This is a genomic window from Paenibacillus cisolokensis (genome assembly GCF_050481165.1).
GTDB classification, from domain to species: Bacteria; Bacillota; Bacilli; order Paenibacillales; family Paenibacillaceae; genus Paenibacillus_AH; species Paenibacillus_AH cisolokensis.
This window is the reverse complement of record NZ_JBCNFP010000073.1, coordinates 128722-145679: the sequence shown is the minus strand read 5'-3', so window position 1 is coordinate 145679 and position 16958 is coordinate 128722. Positions and strand designations below refer to the sequence as shown.

The 16958-nt window shown below is 63.3% G+C and carries 12 protein-coding genes; all 12 read right to left on the bottom strand.

Translation table 11 applies throughout. The annotated features are described in order from the left end of the window. Nucleotides 1–2607: VWA domain-containing protein (locus ABEV74_RS13010; protein ID WP_430146515.1), on the bottom strand; the 2607-nt coding region annotated here is incomplete at its 3' end. Beyond that, a complete protein-coding gene (locus ABEV74_RS13005) occupies nt 2591–4627 on the bottom strand; it encodes a vWA domain-containing protein (RefSeq protein ID WP_430146513.1) in 2037 nt (678 codons plus the stop codon). The genes ABEV74_RS13010 and ABEV74_RS13005, both read right to left, overlap by 17 nt. A 50-nt stretch (nt 4628–4677) precedes the next feature. Continuing rightward, nucleotides 4678–5622, bottom strand: a complete 945-nt coding sequence (locus ABEV74_RS13000) for a DUF58 domain-containing protein (RefSeq protein ID WP_430146511.1) — start codon at nt 5620–5622, stop codon at nt 4678–4680. Continuing rightward, complete coding sequence (locus ABEV74_RS12995; RefSeq protein ID WP_430146509.1) at nt 5619–6608, bottom strand: AAA family ATPase; 990 nt, start codon at nt 6606–6608, stop codon at nt 5619–5621. The genes ABEV74_RS13000 and ABEV74_RS12995 overlap by 4 nt, the downstream gene beginning before the upstream one ends. Next, on the bottom strand, nt 6601–8487 hold the full coding sequence (locus ABEV74_RS12990; protein WP_430146507.1) for a hypothetical protein: 1887 nt from the start codon (nt 8485–8487) through the stop codon (nt 6601–6603). The genes ABEV74_RS12995 and ABEV74_RS12990 overlap by 8 nt, the downstream gene beginning before the upstream one ends. Before the next feature lie 42 nt (nt 8488–8529). Then, entirely contained in the window at nt 8530–9447 is a 918-nt protein-coding gene (locus tag ABEV74_RS12985; protein ID WP_430146505.1) for an ABC transporter permease, read from the bottom strand. Then, nucleotides 9444–10376, bottom strand: coding sequence for an ABC transporter ATP-binding protein (locus tag ABEV74_RS12980; protein WP_062496763.1), 933 nt, complete (start codon nt 10374–10376; stop codon nt 9444–9446). Before ABEV74_RS12980 ends, ABEV74_RS12985 begins: the two co-directional genes overlap by 4 nt. A gap of 23 nt (nt 10377–10399) precedes the next feature. Continuing rightward, entirely contained in the window at nt 10400–12799 is a 2400-nt protein-coding gene (locus tag ABEV74_RS12975) for a DUF7408 domain-containing protein (RefSeq protein ID WP_430146503.1), read from the bottom strand. A 263-nt stretch (nt 12800–13062) separates the two neighbouring features. Beyond that, complete coding sequence (locus tag ABEV74_RS12970; protein WP_430146501.1) at nt 13063–13374, bottom strand: YbjQ family protein; 312 nt, start codon at nt 13372–13374, stop codon at nt 13063–13065. Between the two features lie 153 nt (nt 13375–13527). After that, nucleotides 13528–14976, bottom strand: coding sequence for a CoA-acylating methylmalonate-semialdehyde dehydrogenase (locus ABEV74_RS12965; RefSeq protein WP_430146499.1), 1449 nt, complete (start codon nt 14974–14976; stop codon nt 13528–13530). Between the two features lie 98 nt (nt 14977–15074). Next, on the bottom strand, nt 15075–16070 hold the full coding sequence (iolC, locus tag ABEV74_RS12960) for a 5-dehydro-2-deoxygluconokinase (RefSeq protein ID WP_213531122.1): 996 nt from the start codon (nt 16068–16070) through the stop codon (nt 15075–15077). After that, complete coding sequence (gene iolB, locus ABEV74_RS12955) at nt 16067–16927, bottom strand: 5-deoxy-glucuronate isomerase (RefSeq protein WP_430146497.1); 861 nt, start codon at nt 16925–16927, stop codon at nt 16067–16069. Before iolB ends, iolC begins: the two co-directional genes overlap by 4 nt. Nucleotides 16928–16958: the final 31 nt, after the last annotated feature.

Genomic DNA, 16958 nt, shown 5'->3' with positions numbered 1-16958 from the left:
TCCGCCGGCTGCCGGCTTCTGCCCGGCCGCCGAGCGCCTGCCCGGCGCAAGGCCGGCGAGCGCGGCCGCCAGCCGGCGCCAGGGCAGCGACACGCGGCGCAGCGCGATGTCGCACAGCCACAGCAGCAGCGCGGCGATCAGCAGCGCGCGCCTGATGTCTGTCGTGAGCCGGGTAACCGCCGGCTCCGCTTGAAAAGCTTCCTCGGGACGCTCCGGGTCGAGCACCCGTCCGCCCGTCAGCTCCGCCACCCGCTCCAGCTTCGCCACGCCGTCGCCTCCGGCGATCCGGTACTCCGGCGAATACGGAACGACGAAGCCGGCCGTCGTTCCGCCTTCCTTCGAGCCGATGCGGACGAGGTAAGCGCCAGGCTCCGCATGCGGAAGGACGGCCTCGTATTCGCCCGGAGCCGTGGCCACAGGGCGCAGCGACATTTCCGTTCCCGCTTCGCCCGACACCGTCGCATCGAGCGTGCCGCCGCCGCTCTCCGTCTGCCCTTCGGCGACGATAGCGAGACGGGCTTTCCCGCCTTCCGCCTGCACCGATACTTCGTACGGAGAGCTGTAGAACTGCGGAAACGTCCATTTGACCCATTGAACGAACGTTTCCGGAAACCCGGGCCAACCGATCCAGCCGCTCGACCATTGGCCCGTCAGATCGCTCGTCCAGGCGACCGACCTCCCTGAGCCGTACTGCCATCGCGCCAGCAGCGGATCGCCTTCCGGCGTCAGCAGGGCGACTTCCGCCGTCTCTTTCGCCGTCGTTGCGATATAGGCGTCGACAGCCGGCAGCCCCGAACTGAACAGCGGCGCCCAATCCCCCGCCTGCCCGACCGCCGGCGTAAACGTCCGCTCGACGATGTACGTTCGGGACATCATCGCCGTCTCCCTGCTGAAAATGGCGGGCAGCGTGCTTTGGTCATTCGTAAAATAGTAGCGGCCTTTCCCCTGATTGGCCAGCGACTCCAGCAGCTGCGTATCGGCGCCGTCGCCGACCGCCACTGTGGACAGCGTCATGTTCGCATCTGCGATCCGCTTCGTCAGCGCGCCGTAATCCGGCGCCGTGGAAGACTGTCCGTCCGTCAGCAAAATAATATGCTTCCGCTGCGCGTCCACCTGCCGCAGCTTGCCGTATCCTTCCGCAAGCGCCGTATAGATTTCGGTGCCGCCATCGGGCTGAATGCCCTGGATGCGCGACAGCACGTCGTCCCGATCCGTCAGCCTGGTCGGCTCCACGACCCACCACGGCGTATGATCGAAGGCGAGAACGCCGACCGTGTCCTGATCGCGCAGCAGCTCGACCGTACGCATCGCCGCCTCCTTGGCCAGCTCCAGCTTCCCGTCGCTCATACTGCCCGATCTGTCGATGATAAGTACAAGACCGAGAGAAGGAATTTGCCGCTTGCCCTGCAGATCCATATAAACCGGCAGCGCCTCCTCGATCGGCGTTTTGAAATATCCGCCCAGCCCGTAGCTGTCCTGCCCGCCGACCTTGACGAGACCGACGCCGAAATCGCCAACCGCCCGGGTGATCCACTGCATCGGCTTCTCCCCGATGCGCGTGGCGGGAACATTATTCAACACGATGCTGTCATATTTGGCGTAATCGGCCAATTCGAGCGGCAGCCGTTCGGGCGGAATGACGTCGCTGGCAATGAGCGAACCGGACAGCGCCGAAACGAGGTTGGCCGACGAGCCTTCTTCCCCTTCCACGATCAGCACCGCCGGAGGTCCGCTCACCCGGCTGAACGCATAGGCGGCGTTGTTGGCCGGCTGCTCGTCGTCCGCCGCATACAGCTCCGCGCGGAACCGGTGAAAGCCCGGTTCCTTCGCCATCGTCCGGATAACGAACCGGTTTACGCCTTGCTCCAGCTCGACTTCACTGCGGGCAAGCTCCGTGTCGTCGGCATAAATCCGAAGCTCCGCCGGGCCGGCGAAGGTGCTCGCCACTTGCAATTCGATCGTAAACGACTCGCCCTGGCGCAGCGACTTCGGCACCTTCATCTCTTCCAGCGCAGCGTCGGTCCGCTGCTTCGGCGCTGCCGGCAGCACATCGACCGCAATGCCACGATCCTTCAGCAGCCGCGCCTGGCGCATCAGATCGCCCGCATTCTCCTCCCCGTCCGACAAAAGCACGATGCGGCCGCCTTCCTCCGGCAGCATGCCCGACGCCATCTGCAGCGCACGGGAAAGATCGGTAAACCGGCCGTCGATTTGCGCCCGGAACGAAAAACGCCCCTCGTCCAGGAGCCCGTCCGGCGACAACGTCCGCTCCACGGCGGCATCAAGCCCCGCGCCGACGACGCCCGCCTCATCACGTTCTCCCTTGGCGGCAATCGCCTTGGCAATCCATGCTCCGGCGAATGCGTCGGCGTCCAGACTGGCCGAACGGTCGGCAACGAAGACGATGTTGAGCCGCTTCTGCGTTACATACGGCTGAACACCCGCTGCGACCGCAATCAGCAGCAGGAGGATGAATGCCCGCATCCCGATAGCAGCCGCCTTGCGGCCGCCCGTCAGCCTGACAGTCGAGCGCGCCGTCCACCAGATGAACGCCGCCCAGACCGGCAGCAAAAGCAGCGCCAACGGCTGATCAACCTGAACGCCCACGGCGGTACACCTCCCATTCCGCTGCAAGGAGCAATAGCAGCGCCAATGCCGCCCACGGTGCAAGCGAAGCGCCCTGTGCGAATGCCGGCTTAGCGGCGGGGCCCGCCTCCGCGGCATTGCCGTCCGGCGCAGCGGACGATCCTTCGGCCCGTCCTTCCGCTGCGCGGCTTACCCGCAAGGACGAACCGGCCAGGCTTTCCCTCGGATCGGCCGTTATCGCCAAAAAGCGGCCGGACAGCTCCCGCCCGTCCATATCCGTCTCCACAAAACGGTACAGCCCCGGTACGGCCGGGACGGTCTGCGTGCCGGAAAGACGTCCTTCCGTCCGGTCCGCTGCCCGTTCCTCCGCTTCGTCCTCTGCAACTGCCGTTTCGACCGGAACAAAACGCGCATCGTCGGCGTCCGGCGAAAGCGGCACTTCAATCGTCCCCCCTGCCACGGCAACGCCGAGGTGCCGCCGATCTCCGCCGCCCATCCATTCCGCCGCCTGCATAACCAGAATCGGAAATTCCGGGCGAAGCGGAAGATCGGTGTCGCTCAAGCTGAACGCAAACGTCAGCATCGGCCGACCGTCCCGGATGTCCGCATAGATGGCGGGCAGGCCGCCATAGGTCACGATCGGCTCGCCCCAGCCGCGGGCGCCGTCTCCCGTAACGATCCGGCCGATATGCGTCTCTTCGAACGTCGTATACCGCGTCACCTCATGCGGCTTCAGCTTCACCTCGCCGCCGGAAGGCGTCCTCGCCATCGTGCCTTCCGGCGGCGCATCCGCATCGACGATGCGCCATACCGGCTTCGCGTCCAAGAGCTGCCGCCATGCCGCCGACCGAATGTCTTCGTCGGACACGCCGTCGAGCACGACCCAATCCACCGCTTTCACCGTTTCCGCATCCGGCTCGAACGACGATATCTTCGCCTTAATCGTGCGCGCCCCCGCAAGCTGCAGCGCTTTGTCGAGGAACAGATTGCCGCCGGTGACGAGCAGAACGTTATGCGTCTGCGAAGCGGGCGGGAACTGGTAAGCCGTATCGTCCGCCGCGTAGACGTCCCGAGCCGAACGCAAGACCGCTTTGTAGTACGCCGCGTCAGGCAGCGAACCCAGCGTCACGCTTTTCCATTCTCCAGGCGGCACGGTCGTCTGCGCGCGGGCGACCGTGCCCTCCTTTCCTTCCGCGAACACTTCAAGCGTCACGTTGCGGGGAACGCCGCTTTCGTTGCGAATCGTGACCAGTCCGCGATTGCCCGCTTTCCCTTCGGGCTCCGGTTTGATCCCGAAATGGGCGATCGACACATTGTTCCAGGCCGGCGGAGCGGAGCCTTTTTCCGTCCCGACATCGAACAAGCTGAACGGCGCGTGCAGCGCCAAGTCCTGAGATGACTCATCCAGCCATCTCCCGTCGCTGAACAGCACGATCTCGCCTTCTTCCTCCTCCCGCGCCAGCGAATCCGCCAGCGACAGCGCGGCGGCATCGTCGGTCACGCCGTAGACCGGTTCAAGCCGGCTGAGCGCATCGCGCAGAGCGCTTCGATCGGCGGTGCGGGCTGCGAGCACTTCCGGCTGCGGACCTGTTCCGATCAGCGTCACCTCGCGGCCGGCGGGCTGGTCATCCAGCCACTGCCCGGCCAACTCGGCCGCCGCCTGCAGCATCGTACGGCCTCCGGCAGCGGAAGCAGTTCCGCTCCCTTCGTCCGCCGCGGCGTCTTGGGGAGCCAGCGCGCTCATGCTTGCCGAGCGGTCGATGACGATGACCGCGTGTCCGGCAGCCGTTCCCCCCTTCAAGAGAACCGGGTCGGTCAGCGCGAAAACGAGCAGAGCGGCGGCCAGCAGCTGAAGCAGCATGAGGAGGCGGCTCCGCAGTTTTTGCCACGGCCGGTTCGCTTCCTGCTCCCGCAGCGCTTTGCGCCAGAGCAGATGGCTCGGCACAATCGTATCGTCATACGTCCGCTTCAGCATGTACATGAGCGCGATAGCCGGCAGCGCCAGCGCGAACCATAGCGATGCGACGGATTGAAATTGCATCCTCCTCCTCCTTTCCCGGTCTGCGAACCGACTTGTCGTCCATGCATGCGCTAGCCGCGCAGCAGCCCTGCCTCCCGGAACGACCGAAGCACCGTATCGGCAATCGGGCGCCCCGTATCGACGAACAGGTACGCGACACCGCGCTCCTCGCAGTAACGGCGAATCGTCTCGCAGTGCTGCCGGACCGCCTGGCGATACGAAGCGACGACGCTTCCGCCGATCGCCACTTCCTTGCCTGTTCCCGTCTCGCTGTCGATAAGCCGCAGTTCTCCGGCCAGCTGGGGATCGATCTCGGCCGGGGAGAGCAGCTGCACGTAAACAACGTCCTGACCTGCGGCCAGCAGCGCCCGGATCGTATCTTCCAGCCCGCTCTCGTGCAGGCCGTCGGTAAACAGCCATGTCTGGCCGGACCGGCCGGGCAGCGCCGAAGGATGCCGGAACGCCGCATACAGATCGGAACCGCCGGCCGCTCCCGCCTCTCCTTCGAAATCGCCCCTGAGCGCCCCGTCCAAAAAACGGAACAGCCGATGCGCCGCTCCTCTTCCCCGGCACATCGGCAGCTCGCGCACGATGCCGTCGGCGAACAGCCGCACCGCCACACGATCGTCTCCCGCCAGCGCCGCATAGCCGACGCATGCCGCCAGCCTGAGCGCATAATCCAGCTTGCGTCCGCTCTCTTCGCCGAAGCGCATCGATGTCGAGACGTCGATGTACAGGCAGACGGAAAGCTCCTGCTCATCCCAATATTGGCGGACGAAAGCGCGTCCCGTCCGGCCGTATACGTTCCAGTCGATCCGGCGAATGTCATCGCCGGGCGCATAGGGACGGTAATCGGCAAATTCCAGCGAGCTGCCGAGTGCCCGCGAACGCCGCTTGCCCTGCATCGTCCCGCGAAACCGGCCTTTGGCCGGAAGGCTCATCCGCTCCAGCCGATACAGCACGGACATATCGGGAAACAGCCGTTCAAGTCCCGTCTCCCGCTCGCCGCCGCTCATCGCCGCGCCTCCGCCGCTTCCAGCGCCGCAAGGGCCAATTCGTCGCTTTTCATGCCCATCGCCTGCGCCTCGTAGCCCGGCACGATCCGGTGACGAAGCGCAGGCAGCGCCGCTTCGCGGATATCCTGCCACGAAACGTGAAGCCGGCCGGCGGCAAGAGCCCGCACTTTGGCGACGGAAACGATCGCCTGAACGGCCCGCGGTCCGGCGCCGTAACGAACGTAGCGCTTCACCTGCTCCGGCGCGTCCGCTTCGTCCGGATGCGTCGCCATGACCAGATCGACCGCCGCTTCCGCCATTTCGTCCGAAACCAGAATGTCTTTGGCGAGCGACTGCAGCTCCGTCAGCGCAGCCGCATCCATAATCCGCTCGGCCCGCGGCTGGACGGGAGAAGTCGTCCGCACGACGATCTCCTTAAGCTCCTCGCGCGTCGGATACGAGACATCGATTTTGAGCAAAAAGCGGTCGAGCTGCGCCTCGGGCAGCGGATACGTGCCTTCCTGCTCGAGCGGATTTTGCGTCGCCAGCACAAAGAACGGACGGGGCAGCGGGTAAGTTGTTCCTCCGGCGGTAACGGTTTTTTCCTGCATCGCTTCCAGCAGCGCGCTCTGCGTTTTCGGCGTGGCCCGATTAATTTCATCCGCCAGCACGAGATTGCCGAATACCGGCCCCGGCTGGAAGCGGTAGCTCGTTTCCCCTTGACGGCCGAATTCCGCGAGCGTCGTGCCCGTAATATCGGCCGGCATCAGATCGGGCGTAAACTGGATGCGGGTAAACTTCAGGTCGACCGTATCGGCGACCGTTCGCACGAGCATCGTCTTTCCGAGACCGGGGATGCCTTCCAGCAGCGCATGGCCGCCGGCGAGCAAACACCAGAGAAGCTGCTCCACGACTGCCCGCTGTCCGACTATAACGCGGCCGATCTCCGCTTTCAATGAGGCGATCTTCTCGGCCGCCTGTTCCACTTGCGCTTTGGATTCAATCATCTGTGCTCCCCCTGTTCGCCTGCCGGCCCGGTTGTATTTCATCAAAATAATCCTGCACCCGCTGCTGCAGCGTACCCGGCAGCGGCGTGCGGGTAAGCGCCTGTTTCGCCTCCGCGGCATATTCCGCGTACACTTCCTCGTACGGCCGGGTCATGCCGTCGACGGTCGGCGATTGGCCGCCCGTCTGCACGCTGCCGCCCGAAGCGGGACCGCCGTCCTGCTGCACATTGCCGGAACCTTGCATCGAGCGCGGCGTCGTCACCAGGCCGCGGCCTCCCGCGCCGGTTCCTCCCGCAAGACCGCCCTGGCCGCTTCCGCTGCCCGCACCTTGGCCGTTTCCGCTGCCCGTGCCCTGGCCGCTTCCGCTGCCCGCACCTTGGCCGTTTCCGCCGCCCGCACCTTGGCCGTTTCCGCCGCCCGCGCCCTGGCCGCTTCCGCCGCCTGCGCCTTGCCCTGCTCCGGCTCCCGCGCCTTGCTCCGCTCCGGCTCCCTGGCCCGTCCCTGCGCCCTGTCCCGAGCCGGTTCCCGAACCTTCACCGGCGCTTTGACCTTGGCCCGATTGGCCTCCGCTTTCACTTTCTCCGCCCTCGCCGCCGGCCGCGCCGGACGGCGCTCCTCCGCTTCCGGCGGCGGAACCGCTCGCTCTTCCGCCCGTCGCGGCGCCCGCAATCATGCCTGACGGCACATCGAATCCTTGCGCAGCAAGCTGTTCGGCAAGCGCCTGCCCGGATTCCCCGAGCCGCTCGGCCACTTGTTCGGCGAGCGCTTCCAGCTCGGCTTGCGTCAGCTCGCGATCCAACGCGTCGGCCAATTCGTCCAGCGCATCGCTATCTTCCCCGCCGCTTTCGCCGCCGCGGACCTGCTCCGCCGCTTTTTCCAGCGCCTGCTTCAGCGCGCCGGCTTCATCCGGCTGCTGCCCGGCGATCCGTTCCAGCGCCTCCGCGATCGCTTTCCGCTCCTCGTCGGACAGCCGTCTGAGCTCGTCGCGAAGCGTATCGAGCGATTGGCGTACGGCAGCCGCATCCCGATTTTGCAGCGCCTGCCCGACCGGACGCAGCGCCGGTTCGCCGCGAAGCGCATCTGCGGCAGCATCGATACGCCTCATCGCCTCACGCGCCCGTTCCGCCGCCGCTTCCATCTCCCGAAGCGTCTCTTCGAATTGCTCAAGCGCCGCATCCGGGTCGGCAGCGCGTTTCATATCCCGCCGCAGCTCATCCAGCGATCGCGCCAGCGGCTCCTTAGCCTCCTCCGGCAGGTCCCGGCTCCGAATCTCCTCTGCCAGCTCATCCAGCTCTTGTGCGGCGTCCGTCAAACGGTGTCTCGCCTCGGCGAGCGCCTTCGCCCGGTCATCCAGCGGATTGGGCCAGGCGAGCAACAAGGCCGCCGCCAGCCAGATCGCCGTCAGACCGGCCGCCTCGCGTTTTCGGTTTCGCCAGGAAGGCCACGGCAGCCGCTCCTTGAGCGACTCGCCGTACCGCTTCGCCTGCTCGATCGCCTCTTCGCGCTGCAGCCGGGCGACCGGCGCCTCGCTTTCCAGCGCCCCGAGCGCCGTGCAGACCGCGTCGTTCGTGCCGGTCCGGTCCATCACCCGGGCGGCTTCCTCCGCCGTCGCCCGCCGCCATATCGCGTAGGCGGCACCGCCAGCGGCGCCGGCGCAGACTAGCGCCGCCGCATACCAACGGGCATGCAGCAAGGGCCATATCCGGCTCGCCGCAAGCGGCAGCAGCGCGGCGGCGCTGCCGGCAAGCAGGCCGGTCAGCGAGGCGCCGGCAAGACGGAACAACGTCAGCCGGCGCCGGACCGGCAGCAGCAGCTCAAGCAGCGGATGCCTGCGGGAAGGCGGCCCGGCACGCCTGATGCGATCATCCTCCCGGTCCATGAGCCCCTCTCCTTTCGATTAACGGGTAGACGCGCGTCTCCTTTATGTTCTCCGCTTCAACCGCGGACGAAGGTAACGGATGCTGAGCCCGATAAGCAAGCTCGTTACAATCGAATAGATCAGAATGAATTCCTGCCACAGCGTCATCGGCGATCGCGCATTGCCCTGCATGCCGCTGACGAAAAACGCCTGGCGCGTCAGGCTAGGTTCGAGTATGCTGTACATCGCCGCCGCCGGGTTAAGCGCCAACAGATGGCCGATCCAGCGGTACGGCGGCGCTCCTGTCGAGGGGACATTACGATACAGCTCCTGCAGAACGCCGTTCAGAAACAGAAACATAAGCGCGGTCCCGATGAACAAAAACAGCGTAACACCGTACGTTGCGATGACAGCCAGCATCGTTCGCTTGAACAGCGTGGAGAACAGCAATCCGAAAGCGCCGAGCACGAACATGACGAAAACGAAAAACAGAAACAAGCCGAGCAGCTGCCAGGGCGAAATGCCGCCGTACAAAAATACGATACTGTATACCGGCATCGTCGCCAGCACGATCAAAATCATGAAAGCGAGCGACGAAACGAGCTTGCTCAAAATGATCGTCGCCGAGCTCTGCTGCGTCGTGAGCAGCAGGTTGAGCGTCTGCTTTTCCCGTTCCCCGCTGATGACGCCGGCAGTCAGGCCGGGCGCCATAAATGCGATCAACCCCATCTGGGCGAACGATATGAAAATAAACATCATCCGGCTTTCTTCCGGATTGAAGGCGGACGGTCCGTGACGGTTAATCTCCGTCATCAAATAGATGAACGCCAGAGCGGCTGCGCCCATCGCCCCGACGTAAAAGAAAATCGCCCACATGGAGCGGGGAGTGCGCATCCGCAACCGGAATTCTTTATCCAGCACGGGGTTGACCAGCTTGCTGCTCCATGAGGACCGGCCTTTCGCCGCCGAACCGTTTTTCATGCCGTTCCGCCGCCTCCTTTCGTAATCTCGAGAAAGATATCTTCCAGATTCGTCTGCGCCTCGCTGAACGAAATGAGCCGGAAGCCTTCATCCAGCAGCTGGCGAAGCAAATCGGCCTGCTCCTCGTCCCCGCCGGCAAAATGGACATGCACGACGCGGTCGTCTCGCATCGTTCGCGTCACGAGCGGATGGTTTCGCAGGAAAGCCTCGGCTTCCTCCTCGCGGCCCGTCAAGCGGACGGACAAAATCCGTTTGACCCGGAGCCGGTTCTGGATGTCCGCGACTTTGCCCTGGGCGATAATCTGTCCGTGCTCGATGACGCCGATCTCGTCGACCATCTCGGCGAGTTCCGGCAAAATATGCGAGGAAATAATGATCGTCTTGCCCATCGCTTTCAATTCCTTCAATATTTCGCGCATCTCGATGCGCGCTCGCGGATCGAGGCCGGAAGCCGGCTCGTCGAGAATGAGCAACTCCGGATCGTGCACAAGACAGCGGGCCAGACAGAGCCGCTGCTTCATGCCGCGGGACAGCGTATCGACATAGGCATCCCGTTTGTCGCTCAGATTGACCAGTTCGAGCAGCTGCGGAATGAGCTGATCCCGCTCGCTCTTCGGAATGCCGTAGCTGGCGCCGTAAAAATGCAAATATTCCGTCGTCTTGAACTGATCGTACACGCCGAAGAAGTCCGGCATATACCCGATCCGCTTGCGCACTTCTTTCGGATGCTCGGTCACCTCGAAGCCGTCTACCTTGACCGAGCCCGACGTCGGCGCCATAAGCGTCGACAGAATGAGCATCGTCGTCGACTTTCCGGCTCCGTTCGGTCCGACAAAACCGAAAACCGTCCCTTTTTCGATGGTCAAATCGATCGATTTCAGCGCCTGGAAAGCGCCGAACGATTTCGTAAGCCCCCGGATCTCCACCATCGGTACGGAAGTTTTCGTTTCCATCAGCGCTTCACCTTCCCTTCCAGACCGATGCCCGGCAGCCTTGTTTCCGCTTGCGCGGCTACGGCGGCCTTCATCCGTATAATCCCCCCGTCGGCTACATAATTCGGGGATCGTTCGCCCAAATCGAGAGTGCCGGAACCGAGCTGAAGCTCCGTCCATTCGCCCGCGGCCGCGTCCCAGATCGACCATTGAATCCGGTTTTGCTGGCCGAACCGGTTGTCCGGATAGATGCGCAGCGATTCGTAATCGACGCCCGCGGCTTCCGGAAGCCGGTACTCAAATTCCAGTTCCCCTCTGGTGAGGCTCATGGTTCCGTCCTGATTTCTTGTCATCTGCTCCATCCGATTGTCGGTAATGAACGGCTGAACCGTACCCGGCGGCACATAATAGCGGCCGTCCTGCACCGATTCGAGACGGAACGGCTGAACCCACAGCGTCACATTGTCCGTTTTCACCTGCTTGCCGTTCACCTCAAACCAGGGATTCCCGTCTTTGCTGAAGCCCACGACGACCGGCTCAAGCGGCAGCGGCGAGTCCTGGTACCGGTTCATGTAATTTGCCGCAAGCGCGCGTTCCCGGGCGAACTCGTCGTTTCGCGTATTGGGGCCTTGCGGGAACAGGAGCATACCGTAATCGACATACGCCGGCGGCGCGGTCTGCGTATAGCCGGGTACGGTCGCCGTCGCGGTGCCGCCCGGGGCCAAGTCGCCGAGCTTGTACGCGCCGCCGTTCATCAGCACATGCACGTTCGTCAGCGCGGTCGGCGTGCCATTGGTCACATCGATGCGCAAACCGCCGTTTTCGTAGCTCGTTTTAATATCGAAACGGCCGGCATCGTCCACCTTGCGCCCTTCGATCCATCCTTTTCGCGTCGACCAATAGGGGACATCGCTCCAGACGACCGTCGTGGCCGATTCCCCGACTGTCACTTGCTCCGTATTGTCGAGCCGCAATCCGCCGCCCGGATTGTTCCGGTTCGGATAGGTAAGCACGCGCATCTGTTCGGGGAACGACGCCCGCACCGTTCCGCCGCTTGGCGAAAAAATCGCCGTCACGCCGGTCTGAAAGCCGTCCCCGAGGCCGGTCAGCTCGATCGTTTGCACGGAATGCGTCATCGTCGTCCGCTTGTCCGCCACGCCGACCAGGAAGATGACAATGCTGGTCGCAACCGAGACGGCGGGAATAAGCCACCATGCCCATTCACGCTTGTCGATTTTGTAGAGCAGCAAATAGATAACCGGCGCCACGAGCACCAGGTAGATCAGGAAACAGACAAGTAAAATCCGGATATCGGGCGGATTCAGTGACGGAAACATGTCGGCGATTTGCTGCAGTCCCCAGAATCGGTTGTCATAGCCCATTTTAAGTCCCGGCTGCAGCGGCAACAGATTTTTTTGCAGCAGCTGCGCCCAGACGGCCGGACTGCCGCTCCAGGAGGCGAACGGTTCGAGGGACGGATCGAATGCGACATACAGCGCTTCTCCTCGGCCGATTGCCCGTTTGGCCGCCAGCGGCAGCCCGTTTTCGGAAACGATCACGCTTCCCGCGGCCAATTCGCCTGTCGATACGGTGACCGCGCTCCCGGCGGGCAGCGGCTTGCCGCCATAAGACTCCAGCGCCGGAAGGGCTTTCAACGTCTCGGTTCCGCCGGGCTTGACAGGCGTAATATCGGCGAACGCTTCGGCCGTCTTGGCGTAGCCGGCGCCTCCGGCTAAAATGAGCGTGCCGCCGCGTTTGACCCAGGTCACGATCGCTTCCACTTGTTCGCCGCTCAAGGTCGCCGTCGGCACATCGTTCAGCACCAGCGCATCGAGCATATCGTATGCCGCGGCTTGTTCGGCAAGCTGCTCCGCTTTCAGCGGCACGACCTCGATCGCATAACCTTTCTGATTGAGCGTCGGCATAAAATTAAGCGTGTCGGGATCGCGCGACACCACGCCGATCATGAACGATGCCGTCAGCTGATTGGTCAAATATTCGAGTCCGACTTTCACTTCTTTGCCTGACTTGACGCCGCCTTCGAAGAACCGGATACGGTTCGTATCCTTGTTCAGCGAGACACCGGGCAGCATCATCGTCACCTCGATTGGCGTGCTGCGCGGAAGCTCCACCGGAACGACATAGTCTGTCGACTGCCCGCCGTACGGCACGTAAACCGAGACGGCCAGCTCGCCTTTCAAATCTTTGGCCGTACGGTTGGTCAACGTCAGCTTCACGGGCTGCCACACCATATCTTTCGCTTTCCCTTGGTAGCCGGTCTCGGCTTGCACGGCGATGCCGGTTTCGGCGTCGGCGCTGTCGGCGAACGCCGGCGCGGACTGCAGCAAACCGAACATCAACAGCAATAAAGCTGTCAATGCCGCAATTGTGCCGTTACGGCGATTTAAAGACGATGTCAATCCGATAACCCCTCTTTCGTCCCACTTTTCTTTACATTTCTGTTAACGAGCCTTTCGGATAAAAAGTTTCATCCCGACGAGCGAATGTGACAAAGGATTCCGTTCATTTTGCGGCATGGGCGGCGCGCCATACAAAGAGCAGCTACATTTAGCAGCTGCCGCAATGTGCGCGGCCCCGCCTCAAACAGCAAAGCTCCCCCGGCGAACGGAGGAGCTTGCTGTCAACTATAGCTTGCTGTCAAGCATTCGGCTTTGGCCTGCGGTCAGCAGCGGACCGCGGTGCCGCTTACGGTGACCATCAGCATGCCGTCGCGGACCACTTCGTAATCGATGTCGATGCCGACGATGGCGTTGGCGCCGAGACGTGCCGCCTGGCTTTTCATCTCATCCATCGCGATGTCCCGCGCTTCTTTCAGCTTGTTTTCGTAAGCGCCGGAACGCCCTCCGATCATATCGGTGATCGATGCGAGAAAATCGCGCACTACGTTTGCACCCATGATGGCTTCCCCGTTGACGATGCCCAAATAGTCGATAATCGGCCGGTTTTCCAATGTCGGCGTAGTCGTAACGATCATGTTATCCCTCCGGAAACGTTTTATTGGCATTTAATCCTAACGGTAGGTGATACGCGATAATGTGTCCGGAGTTTCAACAATCCATGCGATCCCGATGACATGTGGTTGACCGCAACCGCCAAGCCATCATGCGGCGAGCCGCGCGCCGGGAAATCAATAGCGGGCGACGATCATTTTTTTGCGTGTATAAAACTCGACGCCGTCCCGGCCGTTGGCGTGAAGGTCGCCGTAGAACGATTTTTTGTATCCGGAAAACGGGAAGAACGCCATCGGCGCGGGCACCCCGACGTTAATGCCAAGCATCCCGGCGTCGATACGCTCCCGGAAATGCCGGATCGCCTTGGCGCTGTCCGTATAAATGCAACTGCCGTTGGCAAATTCGGAAGCGTTCGCGATATCGATCGCCTCGTCCAGCGTGGCCGCCCGGACAACCGACAGTACCGGAGCGAATATTTCGTCCGTCCATATTTTCATGCCCTGCCGCACATGATCGAATATCGTCGCCCCGATGAAATAACCGTCGCCGGACGCTTCGGCCGCTTCCCGGCCGTCCAGCACCAGCTCCGCCCCTTCCTGCACGCCGGCTTCGATATATTGGATCGTTCTCGCTTTGTGGCTGTCACGAATGACCGGCCCGAGGAATACGCCTTCGCGCATGCCGGGACCGATTTTCAATCCGCGGGCCGCTTCCGCCAGCCGACTCACAAGCGGATCGGCGATCTCTCCGACCGCGACGACGACCGAAGCGGCCATGCAGCGCTCGCCGGCCGATCCGAACGCGGCGCTGATAATTTCTTTCACCGCGAGATCCAGATTGGCATCCGGCAGGACGATCGAGTGGTTTTTCGCCCCGGCCAGCGCCTGCACCCGTTTGCCGTGCGCGGCGGCCGTCTTGTAGACGTATTCGGCTACCGGCTGGGAGCCGACGAACGAAATGGCGGCGATGCCGGGATGTTCGAGCATGCCGTTCACGACATCATGGGCGCCGTGGACGATATTGAGCACGCCGGGCGGCAGCCCCGCTTCCTCGAACAGCTCGGCGAGTCGGCCCGCCAAAAGCGGAGTCCGTTCGGACGGCTTCAGGACGAACGTATTGCCGCACGCGATCGCAAGCGGAAACATCCAGCACGGCACCATCATCGGAAAATTGAACGGCGTAATGCCGCCGACGACGCCGAGCGGATAGCGGTACATGCACGATTCGAGCCCTGTCGCAATATCCGGCAGCGTATGGCCCATCAGCAGCGTCGGCGCCCCGGCGGCAAATTCGACACATTCGATGCCGCGCTGCACCTCGCCGTATGCTTCGGAATAGCTTTTGCCGTTCTCCAGTGTGACGAGCTCGGCCAACTCGGACCAATGGTCCACGAGCAGCTGCTGATATTTGAACAGAATGCGCGCCCGCTTCGGCACCGCCACATTCCGCCATTCCTGAAACGCGGCGGCGGCGGCCTCCACCGCCCGGGCGACATCTTCGCCGCCCGAGATCGGCACGTGCGCGATCGTCTCGCCCGTCGCCGGGTTCGGCACGATGTCCGTCCGCCCGGTTGCGGAATCGACCCATTTGCCTCCGATGTAATTTTGGATCTTCTTTATGCTCATGACGCTCTCCTTCCTGTCTGTCGGTTGTCGGCGATTTGCGAAAGTGCCGCCGTTCCCCCGCCCGCAGCAACGTGCGGCGGAACAAACGCATTCGCGGCTCAGCCGTTCGCATACCGCCCGATGACGCCTTCGATCTGCTCCGCCGTCGGCATCGCGTCCGAGCAGCTGTGGCTCGCAACGACGATGGATGCGGCGGCGCTGCCGAACAGCTGGCAGCGTTCGATGTCCCAGCCGTGCAGCAGCCCGTGAATGAACGCGCCGGCGAAAGCGTCGCCCGCGCCGAACGTCTTGACGACCTGGGCAGGGAACGTGCGCCCCGTCCAGCTTCGGCCGTCGCGGGCATACACGGTCGAGCCGTCGCCGCCGCGCTTCACGACGACGATGCCGGCGCTCTCCCGCAACCAGCGTTCCGCGGTCCGCCGGTCATCGCCGTGCGGCGTTTCATACACCGCATCGAGAAGATCGAATTCTTCCCGTCCGCCAAGTATAACATCGCTCTTCGCGGCGGCAATCGAGCAATAGATGCCCGTCTCCTCGCGGGACGTCCAGGTGTACGGCCGATAATCGATGTCGAAGATGACGACGGTTCCGCACTCGCGGGCGACGTGAATCGCCTTGAGCGCGGCTTCCCGCGACGGACTGGCCGCAAGCGCGGTGCCGGATACGAGGAGCGCCTTGGCGCTGCCGATATAGGCCGCGTCAATGTCGCCGGGCTCCAGCTTCAGATCGGCCACATTGTCCCGGTACATTAAGATGCTGCAGTCGGTCGGCGATTTGATTTCCGTAAACGCAAGCCCGGTCACGCTGCCCGATTTGTCGGTTATGACATGGCTCGTATCGATGCCGCGCTCTTCCAGGTAGCGGGTAATGAACCGGCCGTGCTGATCGTCGGACACTCTGCCGATAAAACCCGTTTTCTCCCCCAGCCGCGCGAGCGCGATCGTAATGTTCGCCGGAGAACCGCCGACATATTTGGTAAACGTGCGCGTCTCTTCCATCGGACGATGAATTTCGTTGGCGTTCAGATCGATGCAGAGCCGGCCCAGGCCGATCACGTCGAGCGGACGGCCGGCGGCAAACGGCGGCAGCGTCATCGGCTATCCCCCCCGTTCTTTCCGCCCGCCGCAACCGGACGGCTCCATCCTTGCATAATCCACTCGTGGTCGGGATCGTTATGAAACTTCCAGGTGCGAACCGGCCCGGCCATCACGTTCAAATAATACACATCGTAGCCCGCAGGGGCGCCTACCGGGTGATAGCCTCTCGGCACCAGCACGACGTCGCCGTCCCGCACCGTGATCGTCTCGTCCAGCGACCGGTCATCGGTGTAAACCCGCTGAACCGCGAAGCCATGCGCCGGCTCGATGCGATGGTAATAGGTCTCCTCCAGCAGCGACTCGTCGGGCAGCCGGTCCTCGTCATGCTTGTGCGGCGGATAGCTCGACCAATGGCCGCCCGGCGTATACACTTCCACGACGAGCAGGCTGTCCGCCGGTTCTCCTTCCGGCAAAATATTGCGCACGACGCGCTCGGTCAGTCCTTGCCCGCGTATTTCGACGCCGACGTCGGCGGGGACGATCAGCCGCGCGGGATAGGTGCCCTTCCCCGGCGCCCGGCATACCGCGAGCTCCACCTCCGTCAACGCCTCGACGCCGAACCGGTCTCCCGAGGGCACATAGGCCGAATAGGGCGGCTTCGGTTCGAATACGCTCATCCGCTCCCCGACATCGTCCCACCGCTGGGCCGACGTCCAGATGTCCGCCTTGCCCGACAGCAGTACGAGGCAGCACTCGTCGCTTCCCGTCTCGCTTTCCAGCCGCTCTCCCGGCTTCAGCCGGTACGCCTGGAAACCGACATAGCGCCAGCCTGCCGACGCCGGCGTCACTTCCACAACACAGCCCGAAGCGCCGGGCGTTGCGGCGCTTGGCACAACCAGTTCCGATTTGGGCATCCGTTACCCCTCCTTATTAAACTAATCGGGA

Excerpts from the sequence above, each read along its gene's own strand:
- ABEV74_RS13005 (WP_430146513.1), bottom strand. The coding sequence starts at position 4,627 with ATGCAATTTCAATCCGTCGCATCGCTATGGTTCGCGCTGGCGCTGCCG.
- ABEV74_RS13000 (WP_430146511.1), bottom strand. The coding sequence starts at position 5,622 with ATGAGCGGCGGCGAGCGGGAGACGGGACTTGAACGGCTGTTTCCCGAT.
- ABEV74_RS12995 (WP_430146509.1), bottom strand. The coding sequence starts at position 6,608 with ATGATTGAATCCAAAGCGCAAGTGGAACAGGCGGCCGAGAAGATCGCC.
- ABEV74_RS12990 (WP_430146507.1), bottom strand. The coding sequence starts at position 8,487 with ATGGACCGGGAGGATGATCGCATCAGGCGTGCCGGGCCGCCTTCCCGC.
- ABEV74_RS12985 (WP_430146505.1), bottom strand. The coding sequence starts at position 9,447 with ATGAAAAACGGTTCGGCGGCGAAAGGCCGGTCCTCATGGAGCAGCAAG.
- ABEV74_RS12980 (WP_062496763.1), bottom strand. The coding sequence starts at position 10,376 with ATGGTGGAGATCCGGGGGCTTACGAAATCGTTCGGCGCTTTCCAGGCG.
- ABEV74_RS12970 (WP_430146501.1), bottom strand. The coding sequence starts at position 13,374 with ATGATCGTTACGACTACGCCGACATTGGAAAACCGGCCGATTATCGAC.
- ABEV74_RS12965 (WP_430146499.1), bottom strand. The coding sequence starts at position 14,976 with ATGAGCATAAAGAAGATCCAAAATTACATCGGAGGCAAATGGGTCGAT.
- iolC (WP_213531122.1), bottom strand. The coding sequence starts at position 16,070 with ATGACGCTGCCGCCGTTTGCCGCCGGCCGTCCGCTCGACGTGATCGGC.
- iolB (WP_430146497.1), bottom strand. The coding sequence starts at position 16,927 with ATGCCCAAATCGGAACTGGTTGTGCCAAGCGCCGCAACGCCCGGCGCT.